We start from the raw sequence: 21,973 nt of genomic DNA on the forward strand, positions 1-21,973 counted from the left end.
CGCACCTGATTGCCATGAATGGCGCCCTTCGAAGCTTGCCGTCTCGCGTTACCAATTCTTCCCTAACGCAATCTCGCCGCCGAAGGGACTCAAATGGTTGTTGTCGTAATAGAGTGGCAGCCCTTCGCGGGTAATCATACAACCCTGCTGGTTGCACAGATTGTCACGTAACGAGAGCACGCGCACGCCTTGCTGCTGATAGCTTTTCAGGAGCGTCTCAACCGCCTCTTCCGGCAACTGGAACAGTTGAGTACGCTCGCTACGTGGCGGCGGCGTTTCCCATTTCCCCAACCAGGCGCTCAGCTCGCGGCGAAGCGGCATATTACGGTTATTGCTGAAGCGCAGCGGATCGACATCCACCGAGGGCGCATCCTCAATCAGTGTGATTTTTTTGCCCGCCTGACGCAGTTGTACCAGCACTTGGTCCATACCCAATTTGAGTGCTTCAAGATTACTTTTTTCGGGATGATCGATGGCCCTGAAGCCAGCGCCAGGCAGCAGGCTCATCCCCGAGGCCCAATAGGCACTGATGACCACTTCATCAATCTTGTCGCTGAGCACCATTTTCAATACTTGCTGATTGAAATCGATGCACTGCTGAGTGTGTTTTGGCATTTGGCTAACCACCCGTGTCGCGCCAATCAGGAACGGACAAGAAGCCTTGGTAAGCTGAAATAACGGCTTGTGCTGACGCAGCGCATAACCGGCGACGGAAGCGCGTAACGCTGCGGCGTGGCTATCGCCAATCAACGCGATGCCGGGACGATCGGTAACGGGATGGCACTCGGCATTCAGTGAGGGGAAATTGGCACCGTAATCCAGTAAGCACGGATTACGCTGAGCGGAAATTTTCCACGATTCCCCGTTAACCACTATCTCACTTACGCGCGACTTCATGCCGCCAGTTTGCCATAGCAGCACCATCGCGCCAGCAGCTACCAGCGATGAGGCACAGTAACCCGGAATCACCCAACGCGTACGGCTTCCTGCCTGACGGAATGGCTGTTCAACGAAACGCCATGATAGCCAGGCGATACCGAATGCTATGCTGCTGATCGCTAATCCCTGCCATGCGCTGAGCGGACGATCGCTGCAGATGCGTGCCAGGCTGAGGAGCGGCCAGTGCCACAGATACCAGGAGTAAGATATTTTGCCGATAAAGCGCATTGGCGCGTTTTCCAGCAGCCGTTTGTTCAGCTCGCCGCGCGCGCCAATCATCAGGCATGCCGCTACTACGGGAATAAGTGCCAGCCAGCCGGGAAAACTATCTTGTTTACTGAGCAATAAGCTGGCGGCAATAATCAGCAGCCAGCCGAGCAAATTGAGCAGATTAGCGGAGCGACCTTCTAGCGGCTGTGGTTTCCACAGCGCCACGAGTACGCCGGCACCCAATTCCCAGGCGCGGGTTGGCAGCAGGTAAAAAGCATGCGTACTGGCAAAAGGTGTCAGCCAAATACAGGCCGCCAGCGATAGCACGCTCAGTGCCAGCACGATGCCAACCATGGAACGCGTAAAACGCGCCGCCAACAGCAGAATAAACGGCAGCACGATATAGAATTGTTCTTCAATGCCCAGCGACCAGGTCATCAGGAGCGGGTTTAAATCGGAATCACTGCTAAAATAGTCACCGCTTTTCAGCAATAACATATTGGGTACGGAGATAAATACCGCCACGCTGTATTTCGCCAGCTGGCTGAACTCCAGCGGTGAAAGCAGAATAAATCCGAGCAGCAGCAATATCGTCATCATAAAAAATAGCGCAGGGGCGATACGACGAATACGGCGCAAATAGAATAGATAAAACGAGAAACGCCCTTCGGCTATTTCTTTACTAATAATCCCACCAATTAAAAAGCCAGAAATAACAAAAAACACATCAACACCGATAAAGCCGCCATGCAGCGTGGTGACGCCGGAATGAAACAGTACCACCAGGATAATGGCCACGGCACGCAGGCCGTCGATGTCCGCCCGATAGCGGTGAGAGGCAGTCGCAGTCATAATAGTGATCCAAATTGATATTAATGATTTGGGCTTGGACGAATGCAGGGCGTTAAAAAATAAATCGGCGCATCCTGTCGCCGAAAAAACTGCAAAAAAGAGAAAATGAGTATTACTAAGGGATGTTTGACTTGCGCAGCATATCCTATTTTTATTGGCGCCGGGATAGAGAAAGCTAAAAGGAGAAAAGTCGCAGCCGGAATGAGATCGTTACTTACGCTGAGCTTGAGTAATTTTTCAGGAAAGTTAAGCCCGCATCATTTATCGAGCTTAAGCGTAATTGAAATCAATCTTAGGGTTGAGGGTAATCCACCGTACTTAATGCATGGCGATCGATGGCTTGGTTCAACTGTTGCAGGGTTGATTGATAAGGGCAAAGCGTACCCACCTTGGTTTCACGACAGTTTTGCTGATGCCACTCTGCGCGTAGTAACGGATGTTGTGAATCGATCGGCTTGAGATGGCGCAGATCGTCCAGGCTTTGTGCCTGAAAATAGATACGCAGGAAACGCGTGTTATCGGTGGTGTCCCGCCAGCGCTCAAATACTAAACTGCTGCCGGGCGGAATATTGCCGCGCGCATAGCCGGGCAGCTGCCAGCTGAAATGCATCAGCGTACGTAGCATAGCAATGTTGGTATCATGCGCGACCAGCAGCAGCCAGCGGGTATTGGGCGAATCAGCGCGGTTATCTAACCCTTTTACAATCGCATCGAGCAGGATTGAACCGCGCTTTTGGGCGATGTAGGGCACGTCATTGCTGAGATCGTAATTGGTGGTGAGCAACGGCAGCAGGGCGCTGATTTGCTGCGCCGAGGTGATGTTTCCCCACGCCAGCTGGCTGAGCGGCAAATTCTCGCTCCAGCCGAGCCGTAGCGTTTCCACCATGCTCGCCAGCACGCTCAAACCCTGCACATAAGTGTGGCCGCTTTTGGTCTGTCGCAGTTGCCAGGGTCGATCAAAAAAGGCGCAATCGCTACTGCAGACGGCCTGTTTCAATTGCTGAACTTCGGGCTGTAAACGCCGTTGTAACGCCGCAAGATCACCCGCTCTCGCGGCAATGGCCTCTTTTTCCTGCGTGGGATCGAGCTGCGCGAACGGCAGCTTATTACTTTGGAATAACGGATCGATATCGCCATCCACATGATGGATCTGAACGCCGCAGCCCGGAAAGGCGCCGTCTACCAGCGCATCGGCGGTGGCGCGCGTGCGCTGTAGAGGGCTGGCACGCACGTAGATCTGCGCACTATCCGGACAACCGGTGGTTAGCAGCCCGAGTTGGCGATAGTGCTCGCCTTGCCAGCGCCCTTTATTCACAACTGCCGCATAGCCATGCCCGGTGAGATCGCCATCAGCGGTATTCCACTGCGGCCAACTCCGTGCCGTTGCGGCTTCAATCTCTTTGCGATTGCCTGGCGTCGGGGGCCTGACGCCGTGGCGGCTGATCTCTACCACTTTTTCCAGCTGATAGCGCTCGTCGGCGGCTGCCTGCGTCGCCAGCAAGCAGAAGATCAAGGCGAGAAACAGGCGTGCCATCACAGGCTCTGGTGCGCAGGCAGCAGCGCTTTCAGTTGGGGGTAAATGACCGCATTCGCCAGCAGAACAGGGTTGCCGTGCTGAAGTCCGTCGTGGCTAAGGTAATCGTTGGTGATCCCACCCGCTTCGCGCATCAGGACAATGCCTGGCAAGCCATCCCACGGATTCATATGTGCTTCGTAGTAACCGATCAGGCGACCGGCAGCCGCCCAGGCGCTCATTAATGCACCCGAACCATTACGGATAAACATTCCGCCCTGCGTCAAGAGTGCGCCAATCAATCGGGTAAGAGGTTCAATCGGTTGGCTGTTCGAACTGCTAAGGCCAAGCACGCCTTGATCGAGCCGCTGCGCGCCATGCGCATGGATGCGTTGGTCATTGACCCACGCCCCTTTACCACGGCAGGCATGAAAGGTTTCCTGATGATTAGGATCGCATACCACACCAATCACCGGTTCGTTTTCGCACACCACTGCCAGCGAAACACACCAGTTGTGGAGCCCATTGAGGAAGCTGCTGGTGCCATCGATGGGATCAATCACCCAGATGAAACGTGCGTTAGCGGTTTCACCGCCGCTCTCTTCGCCGAGCACCGCATCCTCAGGAAAGCGTTCATCGATCAGGTGCTTGACCAGCTCCTCCACGTTACGATCCGCCTCGCTCACAACATCCTGCAGATTCTTTTTATGCTCAATCACTAACTGATGGCGTTGCTGATACCAGGATAAGGCGCGACTGGCGGCGGCTTTCGCCACATCGCGGGCGAATTGATAACGAGCGTCGAGTTCGGTAAGCGAAGCTGATGACATCTTTCCCTCTTATGATTTCAGGCCGGAGAAGCAACATCAAACGCCAAAAATGGCGCATTGGCTGTGTGACAGACTTAACAAAAGTTAAGAAAGGCTTCATTAAGCCGCAGATGACTGCGGCTGACAAGAGGGCAGGGCGGGACAGCAGGAAATTTCGCACGCGTGGTGTGTAAAGCGGCGAACGCGGCGTTGCACTTACAGTCGCTGCGCGCGCGCGTCGGCCATCAGGCGGGGATAAAACTGGAAGAAAAGCGGTTCAAGTTGATCGTAGTGATCGACAAAATCCTGATAGGAATCGCGTAACGCCGCCAGGCGTGGACGGCGATGCGCCATGCCGCTTAATACGCGCGCCAGCCGCGTCGGCTCAGCGTAATGCTCAAACCAGCGCTCGCGCCACATCACCGCGTTTAGCTCGATAAAGCCTTCCGGCGTACCCGCCAGCTGCGGCACGATGTCGCGCTCGGCCGCGGCGGTGAATGCGACCAGCGATTGCGTAGGGTGAAATTTATCCCAATGCAGCGCAAGGAAATGATCCCAAATCACATCCAGCGTGATCGGCGCCACGCGGCGCGTTTCAGGGCGAAACAGTTCACGAGCAATACGCACTTCGGGCAGATTGTCGGTCAACACGTCGATGCGGCGATGCATGGCAATGCCATCCACCACGGGAGCAGGCCATTGCGATTGCACGTTGCCGCGCACGAAGTCGGCCATAAGATTGCCCAGCAGTGAGCTGTTTGCCAGCTGCGCCAGGTGAAGGTGAGCGAGAAAGTTCATGGCGCATTATATACACGTCAGACTTCAAGTTACAGGTGCGCTGGCTGCTCTCGCTCACCCGAATCACTGACTCGAATTATGGTGTGTATAGGCAGAATCACAGAAGCACAGCCAGTTGTTCAGAATTTGCCGCTTTTCCGCTAGACTATGCCGCCTGATTTTAAGTCCTGAAGAAGTGAAGCATGCGCGTAGCCGATTTTACCTTTGAGTTGCCTGAATCCTTAATCGCCCATTATCCGCAGGCGCAGCGAAGCGGTTGTCGCTTGCTGTCGCTGGATGGCCCAAGCGGTGCGTTAAGCCACGGCGTATTTACTGACGTGATGGATAAGCTCAATCCGGGCGATCTGCTGGTGTTCAATAACACCCGCGTGATTCCGGCGCGCGTCTTTGGCCGTAAAGCCAGCGGCGGGAAAATCGAGATGTTGGTTGAGCGCATGCTGGACGATAAACGCGTGCTGGCGCACGTGCGCGCCTCGAAAGCGCCAAAGCCAGGCGCAGAGTTACTGCTTGGCGATGACGAAAGCGTCAAAGCAACGATGGTGGCGCGTCATGACACGCTGTTTGAAATTGCCTTTGAAGACGATCGCGCGGTGCTGGATATTCTTAACAGCGTCGGCCATATGCCGCTGCCGCCGTATATCGATCGTCCGGATGAAGATGCCGATCGCGAGCTGTACCAAACCGTGTATGGCGTGCGCCCGGGTGCTGTCGCCGCGCCAACCGCCGGTTTGCACTTCGACGAACCGCTGCTGGAGGCGCTGAAAGCCAAAGGCGTGGAGATGGCGTTTGTCACGCTGCACGTTGGTGCCGGCACCTTCCAGCCGGTGCGCGTGGAAACCATCGAAGATCACATCATGCACGCTGAATACGCCGAAGTGCCGCAGGATGTAGTCGATGCCGTGCTGGCGTGTAAAGCGCGCGGCAATAAAGTGGTTGCCGTGGGCACCACCTCGGTAAGGTCGCTGGAGAGCGCGGCAAAGGCCAGCCAGGACGCGCTGATTGCACCGTTCTTCGATGACACGCAGATTTTTATCTATCCCGGCTATCACTATCAGGTGATTGATGCGCTGATCACCAATTTCCATCTGCCGGAATCGACCCTGATTATGCTGGTATCGGCCTTTGCCGGTTATCAACACACCATGGCGGCTTATCACAGCGCGGTGGCAGAGCAGTACCGTTTCTTTAGCTACGGGGATGCGATGTACATCACCCGTAATCCACAAGCACCTGACGAAAGTGTCGGGGCATAAAAAGTCAGACTGTCTTTCTGATGAGGTTAATGTGAAATTTGAATTAGATACTACCGACGGGCGCGCGCGCCGTGGCCGTCTGGTCTTTGATCGTGGCGTTGTCGAAACCCCGGCCTTTATGCCCGTCGGCACCTACGGCACGGTAAAAGGCATGACGCCGGAAGAAGTGAAAGAGACCGGCGCACAGATCCTGCTGGGCAATACCTTCCACCTGTGGCTGCGCCCAGGCCAGGAGATCATGAAGCTGCACGGCGATCTGCACGATTTCATGAACTGGCAGGGCCCAATCCTCACTGATTCCGGCGGTTTTCAGGTATTCAGCCTTGGTGACATTCGTAAGATCACTGAAGCGGGCGTGCACTTCCGTAACCCGATCAACGGCGACCCGATTTTCCTCGATCCGGAAAAATCGATGGAGATTCAGTTCGACCTCGGTTCTGACGTGGTGATGATTTTCGACGAATGTACGCCTTATCCTGCCGATTGGGATTATGCCAAGCGTTCAATGGAGATGTCGCTGCGCTGGGCACAACGCAGCCGCGACCGTTTTGATTCGCTCGGCAACAAAAATGCGCTGTTCGGCATTATTCAGGGCGGTGTTTACGAAGATTTACGAGATGTCTCGGTTAAAGGTCTGGTAGAGATTGGCTTTGATGGGTACGCTGTGGGCGGCCTGGCGGTGGGTGAACCTAAAGAGGACATGCACCGTATCCTGGAGCACGTCTGTCCGCAAATTCCGCAAGACAAACCGCGTTATTTGATGGGCGTCGGCAAGCCAGAAGATCTGGTGGAGGGCGTTCGCCGCGGTATCGATATGTTTGACTGCGTCATGCCAACGCGCAATGCGCGTAACGGTCATCTGTTTGTTACCGATGGCGTGGTGAAAATTCGTAATGCCAAGTATAAAGATGACACCGCAACGCTTGATGCTGAGTGTGATTGTTACACCTGTCGCAATTATAGCCGTGCCTACTTGCATCATCTTGATCGCTGTAACGAAATACTGGGCGCACGCCTGAATACGATTCACAATCTGCGCTATTACCAGCGTTTGATGGCAGGTTTACGCAAGGCCATCGAAGAGGGTAAATTAGAGCACTTTGTTAGCGAGTTCTACCAACGGACGGGGAAAGCGGTTCCTCCGCTGAACGTCTGATAATTCATCAATGAGGGAAATTTAATGAGCTTTTTCATTTCTGACGCCGTAGCCGCAGCAGGCGCACCGTCGCAGGGAAGTCCGTATTCTCTGGTGATCATGCTGGTGGTCTTTGGTTTGATCTTCTACTTCATGATTCTGCGCCCGCAGCAGAAGCGTACCAAAGATCACAAGAAGCTGATGGATTCCATCTCTAAAGGTGATGAAGTGTTGACCAGCGGTGGCCTGGTTGGCCGTGTGACCAAAGTGGCAGAAACTGGCTATGTTTCTATCGCCCTGAACGACACCACTGAAGTAGTTGTTAAACGTGATTTCGTGGCCGCCGTTCTGCCGAAAGGTACTATGAAGGCGCTGTAATTTTTTCTTCCCGAAGGGAACTGCCGTGTTAAACCGTTATCCTTTGTGGAAGTACATCATGCTGGTCGTCGTGATTCTCGTCGGCCTGCTCTATGCGCTTCCTAACCTTTATGGTGAGGATCCGGCCGTTCAGATCACTGGTGCGCGCGGTGGCGCCGCCAGTGAGCAAACGTTGGATCAGATCCAGTCCGTATTAAAACAAGACAATATTGAGAGCAAATCTCTTGCTCTGGAAAATGGTGCCATTCTGGCCCGTTTTTCTACTCAGGATGTGCAGCTGCGCGCGCGTGATGCAATCACCACCGCGCTGGGCGAAGACTACGTTGTGGCACTCAACCTCGCGCCGGCTACGCCACGCTGGCTGACCATGCTGGCCGCAGAACCGATGAAACTCGGTCTTGATCTGCGCGGCGGCGTTCACTTCCTGATGGAAGTGGATATGGATACCGCGCTGGGCAAACTGCAAGAGCAGAATGCCGATAGCCTGCGCAGTGATCTGCGCGACAAAAGCATCCCGTATACTACCGTTAACAAAATCGCGAACTATGGCGTAGAAGTGCGTTTCCGTGACGGCGCTAGCCGTGACGCGGCAATCAGCTATTTGTCATCCCGTCATCGCGATCTGGTGATTTCGAGCGTTGGCAGCGATACGCTGCGTGCCGTCATGAGTGATGCGCGTCTGAGCGAAGCGCGTGAGTATGCGGTTCAGCAGAACATCACTATCCTGCGTAACCGTGTGAACCAGCTTGGTGTCGCCGAACCGCTGGTGCAGCGTCAGGGTTCTGACCGCATCGTGGTGGAGCTACCGGGTATTCAGGATACCGCGCGCGCCAAAGAGATTCTGGGTGCAACCGCGACGCTGGAGTTCCGTCTGGTTAACACCAGCGTAGACCCAAGCGCGGCGGCAAGCGGCCGTGTGCCAGGCGATTCAGAAGTGAAGAAGACGCGTGAAGGGCAGCCCGTGGTGCTGTACAAACGTGTGATTCTGACCGGTGACCACATCACCGATTCCACTTCAAGCATGGACGAGTACAACCAGCCGCAGGTGAACATTTCGCTGGATGGCGCGGGCGGCAACATGATGTCGAACTTCACTAAGGACAACATCGGTAAACCGATGGCGACCCTGTTTGTGGAGTACAAAGACAGCGGTAAGAAAGATGCCAACGGCCGTGCCATTTTGGTGAAACAGGAAGAAGTGATTAACGTGGCGAACATTCAGTCGCGCCTCGGCAATAGCTTCCGTATCACCGGCATCAGCAATCCAAACGAAGCACGCCAGCTGTCGCTGCTGCTGCGCGCGGGTGCTTTGATTGCGCCGATCCAGATTGTAGAAGAGCGTACCATCGGTCCAACCATGGGCCAGCAGAACATCACACAAGGCCTTGAAGCCTGCCTGTGGGGTTTGATCGCCTCTATCATCTTTATGGTGGTGTTCTACAAGAAGTTTGGTCTTATCGCGACCAGCGCACTGCTGTGTAACCTGGTGCTGATTGTCGGCATCATGTCACTGCTGCCGGGCGCGACGCTCACCATGCCGGGTATTGCCGGTATTGTGTTGACGCTGGCGGTGGCGGTCGATGCTAACGTGTTGATTAACGAACGTATTAAAGAAGAGTTGCGTAACGGACGCTCGGTACAGCAGGCGATTCATGAGGGCTATAAAGGCGCCTTCTCCAGTATCGTCGACGCCAACGTCACCACGCTGATTAAAGTCATCATTCTTTATGCGGTCGGTACCGGTTCAATCAAAGGCTTTGCGATTACCACAGCTATCGGTATCGCAACCTCGATGTTTACCGCTATCGTCGGCACCCGTGCCATCGTTAACCTGGTGTACGGCGGCAAACGCATCAACAAGCTGTCTATCTGAGGAGTGCGTTGTGGCACAGGAATATAGTATTGAGCAGCTCAATCACGGGCGTAAAGTCGTCGACTTTATGCGCTGGGATCGGCTGGCTTTCATCATCTCCGGTTTGCTGATTGTGGCGTCTATTGCCATCGTTGGTGTGCGAGGCTTCAACTGGGGCCTCGACTTTACCGGCGGAACGGTGATTGAGATTAACCTGGAAAAACCGGCGGATCTGGATGCGCTGCGTGAAGGGCTGGTGAAGGCGGGCTTTGAAGAGCCGCTGGTGCAGAACTTTGGCAGCAGCCGCGACGTGATGGTGCGTATGCCGCCAGCCACCGGCAATGCCGGTACGGAACTGGGTAATAAAGTGCTGGCATCCATCAGTCAGACTACGCAACAGAACGCCACCGTGAAGCGTGTCGAGTTCGTTGGACCCAGCGTGGGTAGCGATCTGGCGCAGGCCGGCGCAATGGCGCTGCTGTCGGCACTGATTGCGATTCTGATCTACATCGGCTTCCGCTTTGAGTGGCGTTTAGCGCTCGGTACCGTGCTGGCGCTGGCGCACGACGTGATTATCACCTGCGGCATTTTGTCGCTGGCGCATGTTGAGATCGATTTGACCATTGTCGCTTCACTGATGTCGGTGATTGGTTACTCGCTTAACGATAAGATCGTGGTATCTGACCGTATTCGTGAGAACTTCCGCAAGATTCGTCGCGGTTCCTCTTACGACATTACTAACGTGTCGCTTACCCAAACGCTGAGCCGTACGTTGATCACCTCACTCACCACGCTGGCGATGATCCTGATTCTGTTCGTGTTTGGTGGTGCGTTGCTGAAAGGCTTCTCACTGACCATGCTGATCGGTGTCACCATCGGTACCATTTCGTCCATCTACGTTTCTTCAGCGCTGGCGCTGAAACTCGGTATGAAGCGCGAACACATGCTGGTGCAGAAAGTGGAAAAAGAGGGCGCCGATCAGCCTTCTATTCTGCCTTAACGCTACGTGAAAAAGTAAACGGGCTGCCAGTGGCAGCCCGTTTTTTTATGCCTGCGATCAGGGCGTGATGGTGTTCGCCGCGGGACGCTCAACATCGTGCACGCGTACGTAGCCGAGCTGATCTGGCGCTAAGCCACTCAGCCGCAGCGGTACGGTCACCGTGCTACGCGGCATCAAGCTAGCCGGAACTTCGATGGTCTGGCTAAGACTCTCTGCATTAAGCGGTTTGCCGCTGGCCGGATCCATTTCACCCCAGACAACGGTAGCGCGCAGCGCCGGAATCGGCTGGTCATCGGTGGCGCGGATATTGAGGTTGGCGCGACTGCCGTTGGCTTCACCCGCCACCTGTGTAAGCGATAAACGCAGCTTGCCGAGCTGTGTTTGCAACTCCACCGGCGTGTTTGCCTGCGGTAACAGCCATGCGCCTTGCGTCGACTGGCTGTTCAGCTGTCCCTGAATTTCCAGTGCCGTTGCCTGATTCGTCAGCTTGCGCATCTGTTGATTAAGCTGACTCACTTCCTGATGCAACTCTTTGACCTGCGGTGAAACCGGCGTTGAACTGCAACCACTTAGCACCAGCATTGAGAGCGCCGCTGGCACCATAAACCTCCTGATCGTCATGCAATATCCTTCTGTTATTTGGGAATGCGTAAAACCTGACCTGGATAGATCTTATCAGGATGCGTCAGCATTGGCTTGTTTGCTTCGAAAATCTTGTTGTATTCATTAGGATTTCCGTAGACGGCTTTTGATACCGCACTCAAGGTATCGCCTTTTTTCACCGTATAGAATTCGGCTGGCGTGGCGGAATCGGTGGTTTTTACCTGATCGTCTACTTTAGTAATCCCTGCCACGTTCCCCGCCGCTACCAGAATCTTCTCTTTCAGCTCCTGGGAAACGCCATCGCCGCTGACCGTAACGGTGTCGCCTTGCACATTCACCTTCACTTTATCGCTGTCGGGTAAACCCAGTTTATTGATGTGATCCTGCAGTTTCTTACTCGCATCATCGCCGCCACTGACGGCATCCCACAGTTTTTCTCCAGCTTCTTTCACGAAATCGAACAGACCCATAGAAACCTCCTGAAAATGTGCCGGATTGGCTCTTAAAGCGTAGTGGTTTTTTACCGTTTGCTGGCATGCTGATGCCATGTCTGTGAAGGGGATGCAGATTCCGCGCCTTGTATTTAGTTGCAACCGAGATCGCGCTACACTGTGTGACCTAATTATCTCGCGACAGGAAACGTCATGCATTGCCCATTCTGCTCCGCTGTGGACACCAAAGTGATTGATTCGCGTCTGGTCAGTGAAGGCTCTTCGGTGCGCCGCCGCCGCCAGTGTTTGGTGTGTCACGAGCGTTTTACCACCTTTGAAGTGGCTGAACTGGTGATGCCGCGCGTAGTGAAAAGCAACGATGTACGTGAACCCTTCAACGAAGATAAGCTCAGCAGCGGCATGATCAAGGCGCTGGAAAAACGCCCAGTGAGCGCCGATGCGGTGGAAAGCGCGGTAAATCATATAAAAACCCAGCTGCGTGCCACCGGCGAGCGTGAAGTACCCAGTGCCCTGATTGGTAATCTGGTGATGGATGAGCTGAAAAAGCTCGATAAAGTCGCTTACATCCGCTTTGCCTCGGTCTACCGCAGCTTTGAAGATATTCGCGATTTTGGCGAAGAGATTGCCCGTTTACAGGATTAATCCATGACTGACGAACGCTACATGGCGCGCGCGCTGGAACTGGCGCGCCGCGGACGCTTTACCACCACGCCTAATCCCAACGTTGGCTGCGTGATTGTGCGCGCGGGCGAGATTGTCGGCGAAGGCTGGCATCAGCGCGCGGGCGAACCGCATGCGGAAGTGCACGCGCTACGTATGGCGGGCGAACGCGCCAAAGGCGCAACCGCCTATGTCACCCTGGAACCTTGTAGCCATCATGGACGCACGCCGCCCTGTTGCGATGCGCTGATTGCCGCAGGCGTCACACGCGTGGTCGCCGCGATGCAGGATCCCAATCCGCAGGTGGCGGGGCGCGGACTGTATCGTTTACAGCAGGCGGGCATCGATGTCAGCCATGGCGTCATGATCAACGAAGCGGAAGCGCTGAATCGCGGTTTTCTGAAACGCATGCGCACCGGCTTCCCGTGGATTCAGCTGAAACTTGGCGCATCCCTTGATGGGCGCACCGCGATGGCGAGCGGCGAGAGTCAATGGATCACCTCGGCAGCGGCACGGCGCGATGTGCAACGTCTGCGCGCCCAGAGTTCAGCTATCCTTAGCACCAGCGCCACCGTGTTAGCCGACAATCCCTCACTGACGGTGCGCTGGAATGAACTGAGTGCCGATGTCCGTGCACAGCTCGATGAAAACCAGCTGCGTCAGCCGGTGCGGGTGGTGATCGACAGCCAACAGCGCGTTACGCCGCAGCATAGTTTGATCGACCAGCCCGGCGAAACCTGGCTGATGCGCAGCGAACCCGATCGCCAAACGTGGCCTGCTAGCGTTACCCAGATTGCGGTGCCGCAACGCGGCGAACAGCTCGATTTGGTCGCCATGATGATGTTGCTCGGCCAGCGCCAGATTAACAGCGTTTGGGTCGAAGCGGGTGCCGGCTTAGCCGGCGCGCTGCTGCATGCGGGGCTGGTGGATGAGTTGATCGTGTATATGGCACCGAAGCTGCTGGGCAACGCCGCGCGTGGACTGTGCGAGCTGCCCGGACTGGAACAATTGACGGATGCGCCCGCCCTGAATTTTAGCGATGTGCGCCGGGTCGGCGAAGACCTGCGCTTAACGCTAACCCCGCGTTGACAGCGCGCGGAAAAGCCTGAGCGCGTCGCCAAAGAGTATGATAGAATCCGCCCCCTTCTGCGGGGCCATAAAACAACCCAAAGGATATGTATGAAAGTTATCGAAGCTCCTGTTGCCACGCCTGATGCAAAGATTGCCATCGTAATTGCGCGTTTTAACAACTTCATTAATGACAGCCTGCTGGACGGCGCGGTGGATGCACTTAAGCGCATCGGCCAGGTGAAAGCAGATAACATCACCGTTGTCTGGGTTCCGGGCGCATACGAACTGCCGCTGGCAGCACGCGCACTGGCGAAAGCCGGTAAGCACGACGCCATTGTCGCGTTGGGCACTGTCATCCGTGGCGGCACCGCACACTTCGAATATGTGGCCGGTGAAGCCAGCTCGGGCATTGCGCACGTCGCCATGTCCAGCGAAATCCCGGTGACCTTCGGCGTGTTGACCACTGAAAATATCGAGCAGGCGATTGAACGCGCCGGCACGAAAGCAGGAAATAAAGGTGCCGAAGCGGCCCTGACTGCACTCGAAATGATCAACGTATTGAAAGCCATCAAAGCCTGATTTTTGTAAGGGGAATTTTGTGAAACCTGCTGCTCGTCGTCGCGCCCGTGAGTGCGCTGTTCAGGCGCTTTACTCCTGGCAGCTGTCTAAGAACGACATTGCCGATGTGGAATACCAGTTTCTGGCGGAACAAGACGTCAAAGACGTCGATATTAGCTATTTCCGCGAATTGCTGGCCGGTGTGGCGACTAACAGCGCGTACCTGGACGGTCTGATGAAGCCTTACCTGTCGCGTCAGCTGGAAGAGCTGGGCCAGGTAGAAAAAGCCATCCTGCGTATTTCGCTGTATGAGCTGAGCAAGCGTTCTGATGTGCCTTACAAAGTGGCCATCAACGAAGGCATTGAGTTGGCCAAAGTGTTTGGTGCTGAAGACAGCCACAAATTCGTCAACGGTGTCCTCGACAAAGCTGCCCCGCAAATTCGACCCAATAAAAAATAGTAATGAAGGCCGGTTTACCGGCCTTTTTCTCATTGAGACCTGACTTATGTCTTGTGGTGAATTCGAACTGATCGCACGTTACTTTAACCGCGTCACCAGCTCCCGCCGCGATGTGGAGAAAGGAATTGGTGATGACTGCGCGTTACTCAACGTGCCAGAAAAACAGACCCTCGCCATCAGTACCGATACGCTGGTAGCGGGCGTCCACTTCTTACGTGACATCCATCCTGCCGATCTCGGCTACAAAGCCGTTGCCGTCAACCTCAGCGATTTAGCCGCCATGGGCGCCGATCCTGCCTGGCTAACGCTGGCGTTAACGCTGCCCGAGATCGATGAAAGTTGGGTGGCTGCCTTTAGCGATAGCCTGTTTGAGCTGCTGGATTATTACGATATGCAGCTGATTGGCGGTGATACCACGCGCGGCCCGCTGAGCATGACGCTCGGCATTCATGGCCTGGTGCCGGTGGGCAGGGCACTGAAACGCTCTGGTGCCAAGCCAGGCGACTGGATCTTCGTCACCGGTACGCTGGGCGATAGCGCTGCTGGTTTATCGCTGCTACAGCATCGCCATCGCCTGAACGATCCTGCGGTGCACGAAGCGTTGATTAAGCGCCATCTGCGTCCGATGCCGCGCGTACTGCAAGGGCAGGCGCTGCGCGGTTTGGCGACCTCGGCGATCGATATTTCAGACGGTTTGATTGCCGATCTCGGGCATGTGCTGACCGCCAGCCGCGTGGGTGCGCGCCTTAATCTTGACGCGTTACCGCTTTCTCCGGCGCTGCGCGACCACTTCGAACCTGAGCTGGTGCTGCAATGGGCGCTGAGCGGTGGCGAAGATTACGAGCTGTGCTTTACCGTGCCCGAAGTTAACCGTGGCGCGCTTGACGTGGCGCTCGGTCATTTTGGCGTGCCTTATACCTGCATTGGCCAAATTGCTCCGGAATCAGAAGGGCTGAACCTGCTGGAGAACGGTAAGCCGCGCAGCGTCAATCTAAAAGGATTTGATCACTTTGCTAGCAAGTAAAGATGTTGCTAAAAGTCGCCTGCGCCTGCGCAATCCCTGGCATCTGCTGGCGACGGGGTTTGGCAGCGGCTTAAGTCCGTCAATGCCGGGCACCGTTGGCTCGGTTGCCGCCATCCCTTTCTGGTGGCTGCTGACCTTCCTGCCGTTCCAGATTTATACGCTGGTGCTGTTAGTGGGGATCAGCGTCGGCGTCTATCTGTGTCACCGCACCGCCAAAGATATGGGCGTGCACGATCACGGCAGCATTGTCTGGGATGAGTTCATTGGCATGTGGATTACGCTGATGGCAATTCCGGCCATGAACTGGCAATGGGTGGTGGCGGGATTTGTGATTTTCCGCATTTTCGATATCTGGAAACCCTGGCCAATTCGCTGGTTCGATCAGAATGTGCATGGCGGCATGGGAATTATGGTCGACGACATTATTGCTGGCGTGATTTCTGCGGTGATTTTGTACGGGCTGGGATTGGCCTTTTAGCCGAAAACCGCATCCTCTCCCGCTGGCGGGAGAGGATGCGGGACATCACTCAAATCCGACGGTCGGATGCGGTTGATACACCGTTTCCAGCTCTGCAATTTCATTCGTACTCAACTCTACATCGACGGCCTTCACTAGCTCAGCAAACTGCTGCTCGCGCGAGGCGCCAATGATCGGCGCGGTGACGGCAGGTTTATGTAGCAGCCATGCCAGCGCCACCTGCGCGCGCGTCACGCCTTTATCCGCCGCAACGTTAGCCAGCCGTTCGGCGATCGCTGCATCGTTCTCTTCGGTGCCGGTATACAGCTTTTCCATCACATTGTCTGATACGGAGCGGGCGGTGGTTTCGCCCCACGGACGTGTGAGTTTACCGCGTGCCAGCGGGCTCCACGGCAGCACGGCAATCCCCTCACGCTGACACAGCGGATGCATGTCATTCTCTTCTTCACGCTGAATCAGGTTGTACTGATCCTGCATGCTGACAAAGCGTGCCCAATTGTTTTGCTTCTGTAGTTCCAGCGCCTGAGCAAACTGTGATGCATGCATCGACGAGGCGCCGATATAACGCGCCTTGCCCGATTTCACTACCTCATGCAGTGCTTCCAGCGTCTCTTCAATTGGCGTGTTGTAATCCCAGCGGTGAATCTGCAGCAGGTCGACATACTCCATGCCGAGGCGTGTCAGGCTATCATCGATAGACTGCAGGATATTCTTGCGTGATAGGCCTTGTGACAGATTGCTCAGTGGGAAATAGACTTTAGTGGCGACCACCACCCGATCGCGCTGCGCAAAGTCTCTTAACGCACGACCGACAATCTCTTCGCTGCTGCCATCGGAATAGCTGTTGGCGGTATCGAAGAAGTTAATGCCAGCCTCCAGCGCTTGTTTGATCAGCGGTCGACTGCTCTCTTCCGGCAGCGTCCAGGCGTGATTACCGCGCGTGGGATCGCCGAACGTCATACAGCCTAAACAGAGACGCGAAACCTGTAAGTCGGTTTGGCCTAAGGGAATAGTTTTCATGTGGGCTCCTGCTCTTATGCTTGAGGGAAATCGTTCCCTAAGCATAGCAGCAGGCTCGCTCACCGGGCGGTGAGCGAGGAGGGTTGAAGATTATTGGGCGAGCCAGTTAGCGATTTGTTGCTGAATACCGGCGGCATCCAATTGGTAATCCTGGCGTACTTCTTCCTGCGTGCCCTGTGGAATGAACTCATCCGGCAGGCCGAGGTTGAGTACCGGTACGCGCAGGCGTTTCGCCATCACGTACTCGTTAACGCCGCTGCCGGCGCCGCCTTTGATCGCCCCTTCTTCCAGCGTAATCAGCGCGTCGTGGCTGGCAGCCAGTTCGGCAATTAACGCTTCATCCAGCGGCTTCACAAAACGCATATCCACCAGCGTGGCGTTGAGCGCTTCCGCCGCCGCCGCTGCTTCTGGCAGCAAGGTGCCGAAATTGAGGATGGCCAGTTTCTCGCCCCGACGCTTCATAATGCCTTTGCCCAGCGGCAAACTTGCCAGCGGTTCCAGCACTGCACCGGTGCCGGTGCCGCGTGGATAGCGCACTGCGCTCGGGCCATTTTGATAGTGATAACCCGTGTAGAGCATCAACCGGCATTCGTTTTCGTCGCTTGGCGTCATGATCACCATTTCTGGCACACAGCGCAAAAAGGCGATATCAAATGCGCCCTGATGGGTTTGGCCATCGGCACCGACAATGCCGCCGCGATCGATAGCAAACAGTACCGGCAGTTTCTGGATCGCAACATCGTGGATCAGCTGATCGTAGGCGCGCTGCAGGAAGGTCGAGTAGATCGCCACAATCGGCTTATAACCACCAATCGCCATGCCCGCCGCGAACGTTACCGCATGCTGTTCAGCAATCGCCACATCAAAATATTGCTGCGGATAGTCGCGGGAATAACTCACCATGCCCGAACCTTCGCGCATCGCTGGCGTAACGGCCATCAAACGCGGATCGTCAGCGGCCATTTCACTCAGCCAGTTGCCAAAGATCTTCGAATAGCTTGGCAGGCCCGGTACGCTTTTTGGCAGCGACAGGCTAGCGGGATCGAACTTCGGTACCGCGTGCCAGGCGATCGGATCCTGTTCCGCCGGGGCATAACCTTTGCCCTTTTTGGTCATGATGTGCAGGAACTGCGGGCCTTTCAGATCGCGCATGTTCTTCAGCGTGCTTACCAGCGTCAGCACGTCGTGACCATCCACCGGTCCGATGTAGTTGAAGCCCAACTCTTCAAACAGCGTGCCCGGCACCACCATACCTTTCAGGTGCTCTTCGGTGCGTTTCACCAGCTCTTTGATCGGCGGTAATCCGCCCAGCACACGCTTGCCGCCTTCGCGCAGGCGAGAATAGGTTTTGCCAGAGAGAATCTGTGCCAGCCGATTGTTGAGCGCACCGACGTTCTCAGAGATCGACATTTCGTTGTCGTTGAGGATCACCAACATATCCGGCTTGATATCACCGGCGTGGTTCATGGCTTCAAACGCCATACCCGCGGTGATCGCGCCATCACCGATGATGCAGGCGGTGCGGCGACCTTTGCCTTCACGCTCGGCGGCAACCGCCATGCCGAGACCGGCGCTGATCGAAGTTGAAGAGTGGCCGACGCTCAGCACGTCGTATTCACTCTCACCGCGCCACGGGAAGGGATGCAGGCCATTTTTCTGGCGGATGGTGCCGATGCGATCGCGGCGTCCGGTCAGAATCTTGTGTGGATAAGCCTGATGGCCCACGTCCCACACCAGATGGTCAAATGGGGTGTTATAAACATAATGCAGCGCCACGGTTAGCTCGACGACGCCCAGACCCGAGGCAAAGTGACCGGAAGAACGGCTTACGCTGTCCAGCAGATACTGACGCAGTTCGTCACACAGCTCCGGAAGTTTTTCTTTCGGTAATAAACGTAATTCCTGAACCGTGTTTGCTAACGCCAGTGTCGGGTATTTTGCAATATCAAAACTCATCAGAGACTCATTATGAAAGTTATTTATCGCGTTCAATTATGAAGCTTGCCAGCGCTTGTAAGGCGATTGTGTTGTAAGACTGTGCCGCCAGAATATCGAGCGCGCCGAGCGCTTCTTGATAGAGGTCCCAGGCTTTACTGCGGGCATTTTCTAATCCCATCAGCGCCGGATAGGTGCTTTTACCTAACGCCTGATCCGAGCCCTGCGTTTTCCCTAACACGGCAGTGTCACCAACGACATCAAGGATGTCGTCCTGCACCTGAAACGCCAGTCCGATGGCGTTGGCATAGATATCCAGTACCGGTAATGCGGCGCGGCCACGTTCTCCGGCGGCTAATGCGCCAAGACGCACCGCTGCGCGAATTAACGCGCCGGTTTTATGACGATGAATCTGCTCAAGCTGTGCCAGATCGATACGTTTGCCTTCTGCCGCTAAATCCAGTGCCTGACCACCGCACATGCCCGCAACGCCGCTGGCCTGTGCCAGTTCAGAAATCATCGCAATACGCGCTTCGGCGTTAACGCCAGGCATCGGCTCGTCGGCCAGAATCGAAAATGCCAGAGTTTGCAAAGCATCGCCGGCGAGAATCGCCGTGTCTTCACCATATTTAATATGGCAGGTTGGCTGCCCGCGGCGTAACGCATCGTCATCCATCGCCGGCAGATCGTCATGAATCAGGGAATATGCATGAATGCATTCAACGGCAGCAGCCGGCACATCCAGGCTGGCCGCGTCGGCCTTTAGCATTTCGCCTGTCGCGTACACCAGAAAGGGGCGCAGACGCTTACCGCCTAATAATGCCCCATATTCCATGGCGTTCACCAGAGGAGAACTCTGAAAAGGAAGTGGATCTATTAAGCGCGTCAACGCCTGATTAACGCGTTGATGGTACGCGCTCAGCAGTTTGGCGAAATCCATTACTCATTTTCCGGGGTAAAAGGGGTGAGGGCGGCATCTTTCTCGTCGCTAAGCAGGATTTGCACCCGCTGCTCTGCCTGTTGCAGGGTTTGCTGACCGGTACGTGCCAATTGTACGCCGCGTTCGAATTCATTCAGCGCCTGTTCCAGCGGCAGCTCGCCACTTTCCAGGCGGCTGACAATCTGTTCCAGCTGCTGCAATGCGCTTTCAAAACTGGCTGGCGCTTCGGCTTTTTTCGGCATATTCAGTGTCGACTCACAGGTTAGGACATTATCTTGCAATCGGTCATGGTAGCCGACGAGGATTAATTAGCAAAATAATGAATGTGACTGCGGTAGCAGAAGCAGTCACCCCTCAAAGGTGATATACTTTTGCGCCTCGGATGCGGGGGCTCCTGAATCAACCCGCAATTACATGATTTTAACAGCTAAGTGCCGATGCTTTTAGCACTTATTTGCCCAAACGAACCCCTGTCGCCATGAAGTTTATCATCAAGCTGTTCCCAGAAATCACCATCAAAAGTCAGTCGGTGCGTCTGCGCTTTATCAAAATTCTCACCAGCAGCATTCGTAATATCCTGCGTACCGTCGATGAAGAGATCAAGGTCGTGCGTCATTGGGACCACGTTGAAGTGCGTTCCAAAAATGAAGCGCTGCGTGAAACCATCGTCACTGAACTGACGCGCATTCCCGGCATTCATCACGTGCTGGCGGTGGAAGATCGCGCGTATAGCGATATGCACGATATCTTCGAGCAGACGCTGGCGTTGAACCGCGAGCGCCTGGAAGGCAAAAGTTTCTGCGTGCGCGTAAAGCGTCGCGGAACCCACAGCTTCAGCTCGCAGGACGTTGAGCGCTACGTCGGTGGCGGCCTCAATCAGCACATCGCCAGCGCGCGCGTGCAGCTCAATCGCCCGGATGAAACGGTGAACCTGGAGATCGAAGACGATCGCCTGCTACTGATCACCGCACGCTATGAAGGTTTGGGCGGTTTCCCAATTGGTACCCAGGAAGATGTGCTGTCGCTGATTTCCGGTGGTTTCGATTCCGGCGTTTCCAGCTACATGCTGATGCGTCGCGGTTGCCGCGTGCATTACTGCTTCTTTAACCTTGGCGGCGCGGCGCATGAGATTGGCGTTCGTCAGGTCGCGCATTATCTGTGGCAGCGCTTCGGTCGTTCGCACCGCGTACGTTTTGTGGCGATCAATTTCGAACCCGTGGTGGGTGAGATTCTGGAGAAAGTTGACGACGGTCAGATGGGCGTGGTGCTGAAACGTATGATGGTGCGTGCGGCGTCAATGGTGGCGGAACGTTACGGCGTGCAAGCACTGGTGACCGGCGAAGCACTGGGCCAGGTGTCCAGCCAGACGCTGACCAATCTGCGCTTGATTGATAACGCATCTGATACACTGATTCTGCGTCCGCTGATTTCCCACGACAAAGAACATATCATCGATGTGGCGCGCAAAATTGGCACCGAAGATTTTGCCCGTACCATGCCGGAATATTGCGGTGTGATTTCGAAAAGCCCAACCGTGAAGGCGGTGAAGGCAAAGATCGAAGCGGAAGAGCTGAATTTCGATTTCGAGATCCTCAATCGCGTGGTGCAGGAAGCCAGCAACGTCGATATCCGTGAAATCGCCGAACAAACCGAAGAAGAAGTGGTGGAAGTGGAAACCGTCGACTCCTTCACCAGCAACGATGTGGTGCTGGATATTCGTTCGGCGGATGAGCAGGATGCGAAGCCACTGATCGTTGAAGGCGTTGAGGTCAAACCTTTGGCGTTCTACAAACTCAGCACCCAATTTGGCGATCTGGACCAGAGCAAAACCTGGCTGCTGTATTGCGATCGCGGTGTGATGAGTCGCCTGCAGGCGCTCTATCTGCACGAACAGGGTTTCAAAAACGTGAAGGTCTATCGCCCTTAAAGGCTGCTGACGTTTGTCGCAGCGGCGCCATTTAGGGCGTAATGCTCGTCAGCTAAGCGTGAATCGGTCACCATGAATGGTGACCTTACGTGGATATAGCCGGGTC

At 55.3% G+C, this 21,973-nt stretch carries 22 protein-coding genes; 12 read left to right on the top strand and 10 right to left on the bottom strand.

From position 1 onward, the window contains the following. Positions 1 to 48 precede the first annotated feature (48 nt). The 4 genes from ACIP6T_RS00645 to ACIP6T_RS00660 form a co-directional block, all read right to left on the bottom strand. Positions 49 to 2,001, bottom strand: a complete 1,953-nt coding sequence (locus tag ACIP6T_RS00645) for an acyltransferase family protein (RefSeq protein ID WP_400454802.1) — start codon at positions 1,999 to 2,001, stop codon at positions 49 to 51. Between the two features lie 292 nt (positions 2,002 to 2,293). Then, positions 2,294 to 3,535 carry a histidine-type phosphatase gene (locus ACIP6T_RS00650; RefSeq protein ID WP_400454804.1) on the bottom strand — a complete coding sequence of 414 codons (1,242 nt, stop codon included), beginning with the start codon at positions 3,533 to 3,535 and terminating at the stop codon, positions 2,294 to 2,296. Then, positions 3,535 to 4,344 carry an inositol monophosphatase family protein gene (locus ACIP6T_RS00655; RefSeq protein ID WP_400454806.1) on the bottom strand — a complete coding sequence of 270 codons (810 nt, stop codon included), beginning with the start codon at positions 4,342 to 4,344 and terminating at the stop codon, positions 3,535 to 3,537. Before ACIP6T_RS00655 ends, ACIP6T_RS00650 begins: the two co-directional genes overlap by 1 nt. 195 nt (positions 4,345 to 4,539) lie before the next feature. Further along, positions 4,540 to 5,121: an ACP phosphodiesterase gene (locus ACIP6T_RS00660; RefSeq protein ID WP_097094741.1), complete on the bottom strand. Its 582-nt coding sequence runs from the start codon at positions 5,119 to 5,121 to the stop codon at positions 4,540 to 4,542. 182 nt (positions 5,122 to 5,303) lie between these two features. Between ACIP6T_RS00660 and queA the strand changes: the two genes are divergently transcribed. The 5 genes from queA to secF are packed head-to-tail and all read left to right on the top strand — an operon-like array spanning position 5,304 to position 10,739. After that, positions 5,304 to 6,374, top strand: coding sequence for a tRNA preQ1(34) S-adenosylmethionine ribosyltransferase-isomerase QueA (queA, locus tag ACIP6T_RS00665; protein ID WP_176971251.1), 1,071 nt, complete (start codon positions 5,304 to 5,306; stop codon positions 6,372 to 6,374). Positions 6,375 to 6,405: 31 nt separating this feature from the next. Continuing rightward, positions 6,406 to 7,530, top strand: coding sequence for a tRNA guanosine(34) transglycosylase Tgt (gene tgt, locus ACIP6T_RS00670; protein WP_064740428.1), 1,125 nt, complete (start codon positions 6,406 to 6,408; stop codon positions 7,528 to 7,530). A gap of 24 nt (positions 7,531 to 7,554) precedes the next feature. Continuing rightward, positions 7,555 to 7,887 (top strand): preprotein translocase subunit YajC, encoded by a 333-nt coding sequence (gene yajC / locus ACIP6T_RS00675; protein WP_064740429.1) that lies wholly within the window; start codon positions 7,555 to 7,557, stop codon positions 7,885 to 7,887. A 25-nt stretch (positions 7,888 to 7,912) separates the two neighbouring features. Next, positions 7,913 to 9,760, top strand: a complete 1,848-nt coding sequence (gene secD, locus ACIP6T_RS00680; RefSeq protein WP_400454809.1) for a protein translocase subunit SecD — start codon at positions 7,913 to 7,915, stop codon at positions 9,758 to 9,760. Positions 9,761 to 9,770: 10 nt separating this feature from the next. Further along, positions 9,771 to 10,739, top strand: coding sequence for a protein translocase subunit SecF (secF, locus tag ACIP6T_RS00685; protein ID WP_097094737.1), 969 nt, complete (start codon positions 9,771 to 9,773; stop codon positions 10,737 to 10,739). 57 nt (positions 10,740 to 10,796) lie between these two features. Here the strand turns inward: secF and ACIP6T_RS00690 are convergent, their stop codons facing one another. Together ACIP6T_RS00690 and lysM are read right to left on the bottom strand one after the other, a co-directional pair. Next, entirely contained in the window at positions 10,797 to 11,360 is a 564-nt protein-coding gene (locus ACIP6T_RS00690) for a DUF3251 domain-containing protein (protein WP_097094736.1), read from the bottom strand. Positions 11,361 to 11,374: 14 nt separating this feature from the next. Then, the gene (lysM, locus tag ACIP6T_RS00695) at positions 11,375 to 11,812 is read right to left on the bottom strand and encodes a peptidoglycan-binding protein LysM (RefSeq protein WP_097094735.1); all 438 of its coding nucleotides are present in this window, start codon (positions 11,810 to 11,812) and stop codon (positions 11,375 to 11,377) included. Between the two features lie 174 nt (positions 11,813 to 11,986). Between lysM and nrdR the strand changes: the two genes are divergently transcribed. From nrdR to pgpA, 6 genes are all read left to right on the top strand, one after another. Beyond that, positions 11,987 to 12,436 carry a transcriptional regulator NrdR gene (gene nrdR, locus ACIP6T_RS00700; RefSeq protein ID WP_008103978.1) on the top strand — a complete coding sequence of 150 codons (450 nt, stop codon included), beginning with the start codon at positions 11,987 to 11,989 and terminating at the stop codon, positions 12,434 to 12,436. A 3-nt stretch (positions 12,437 to 12,439) separates the two neighbouring features. Next, positions 12,440 to 13,543, top strand: a complete 1,104-nt coding sequence (gene ribD, locus ACIP6T_RS00705; RefSeq protein ID WP_400454813.1) for a bifunctional diaminohydroxyphosphoribosylaminopyrimidine deaminase/5-amino-6-(5-phosphoribosylamino)uracil reductase RibD — start codon at positions 12,440 to 12,442, stop codon at positions 13,541 to 13,543. A gap of 90 nt (positions 13,544 to 13,633) precedes the next feature. Next, positions 13,634 to 14,104 (top strand): 6,7-dimethyl-8-ribityllumazine synthase, encoded by a 471-nt coding sequence (gene ribE, locus ACIP6T_RS00710; RefSeq protein ID WP_097094733.1) that lies wholly within the window; start codon positions 13,634 to 13,636, stop codon positions 14,102 to 14,104. A gap of 19 nt (positions 14,105 to 14,123) precedes the next feature. Further along, positions 14,124 to 14,543, top strand: coding sequence for a transcription antitermination factor NusB (gene nusB, locus ACIP6T_RS00715; RefSeq protein ID WP_007887007.1), 420 nt, complete (start codon positions 14,124 to 14,126; stop codon positions 14,541 to 14,543). 46 nt (positions 14,544 to 14,589) lie between these two features. Then, positions 14,590 to 15,567, top strand: coding sequence for a thiamine-phosphate kinase (thiL, locus tag ACIP6T_RS00720; protein ID WP_097094732.1), 978 nt, complete (start codon positions 14,590 to 14,592; stop codon positions 15,565 to 15,567). Continuing rightward, a complete protein-coding gene (pgpA, locus tag ACIP6T_RS00725) occupies positions 15,554 to 16,045 on the top strand; it encodes a phosphatidylglycerophosphatase A (protein WP_400454817.1) in 492 nt (163 codons plus the stop codon). The genes thiL and pgpA overlap by 14 nt, the downstream gene beginning before the upstream one ends. Positions 16,046 to 16,090: 45 nt before the next feature. Here the strand turns inward: pgpA and ACIP6T_RS00730 are convergent, their stop codons facing one another. The 4 genes from ACIP6T_RS00730 to xseB all read right to left on the bottom strand — a co-directional run bounded on the left by ACIP6T_RS00730 (position 16,091) and on the right by xseB (position 20,182). Further along, on the bottom strand, positions 16,091 to 17,065 hold the full coding sequence (locus tag ACIP6T_RS00730; protein ID WP_400454820.1) for an aldo/keto reductase: 975 nt from the start codon (positions 17,063 to 17,065) through the stop codon (positions 16,091 to 16,093). A gap of 90 nt (positions 17,066 to 17,155) precedes the next feature. Then, positions 17,156 to 19,021 carry a 1-deoxy-D-xylulose-5-phosphate synthase gene (gene dxs, locus ACIP6T_RS00735; RefSeq protein ID WP_400454823.1) on the bottom strand — a complete coding sequence of 622 codons (1,866 nt, stop codon included), beginning with the start codon at positions 19,019 to 19,021 and terminating at the stop codon, positions 17,156 to 17,158. A 19-nt stretch (positions 19,022 to 19,040) separates the two neighbouring features. Next, positions 19,041 to 19,940: a (2E,6E)-farnesyl diphosphate synthase gene (ispA, locus tag ACIP6T_RS00740; RefSeq protein ID WP_097094728.1), complete on the bottom strand. Its 900-nt coding sequence runs from the start codon at positions 19,938 to 19,940 to the stop codon at positions 19,041 to 19,043. Continuing rightward, entirely contained in the window at positions 19,940 to 20,182 is a 243-nt protein-coding gene (xseB, locus tag ACIP6T_RS00745; protein ID WP_097094727.1) for an exodeoxyribonuclease VII small subunit, read from the bottom strand. The genes ispA and xseB overlap by 1 nt, the downstream gene beginning before the upstream one ends. A gap of 236 nt (positions 20,183 to 20,418) precedes the next feature. On the opposite strand from xseB, the gene thiI reads away from it, so the two are divergent. Further along, positions 20,419 to 21,867, top strand: coding sequence for a tRNA uracil 4-sulfurtransferase ThiI (gene thiI / locus ACIP6T_RS00750; RefSeq protein WP_097094726.1), 1,449 nt, complete (start codon positions 20,419 to 20,421; stop codon positions 21,865 to 21,867). Positions 21,868 to 21,973: the final 106 nt, after the last annotated feature.

Origin of the sequence: Pantoea sp. NPDC088449 (assembly GCF_044753225.1) — a bacterium.
In the GTDB taxonomy this organism is placed as follows: Bacteria; Pseudomonadota; Gammaproteobacteria; order Enterobacterales; family Enterobacteriaceae; genus Pantoea; species Pantoea floridensis.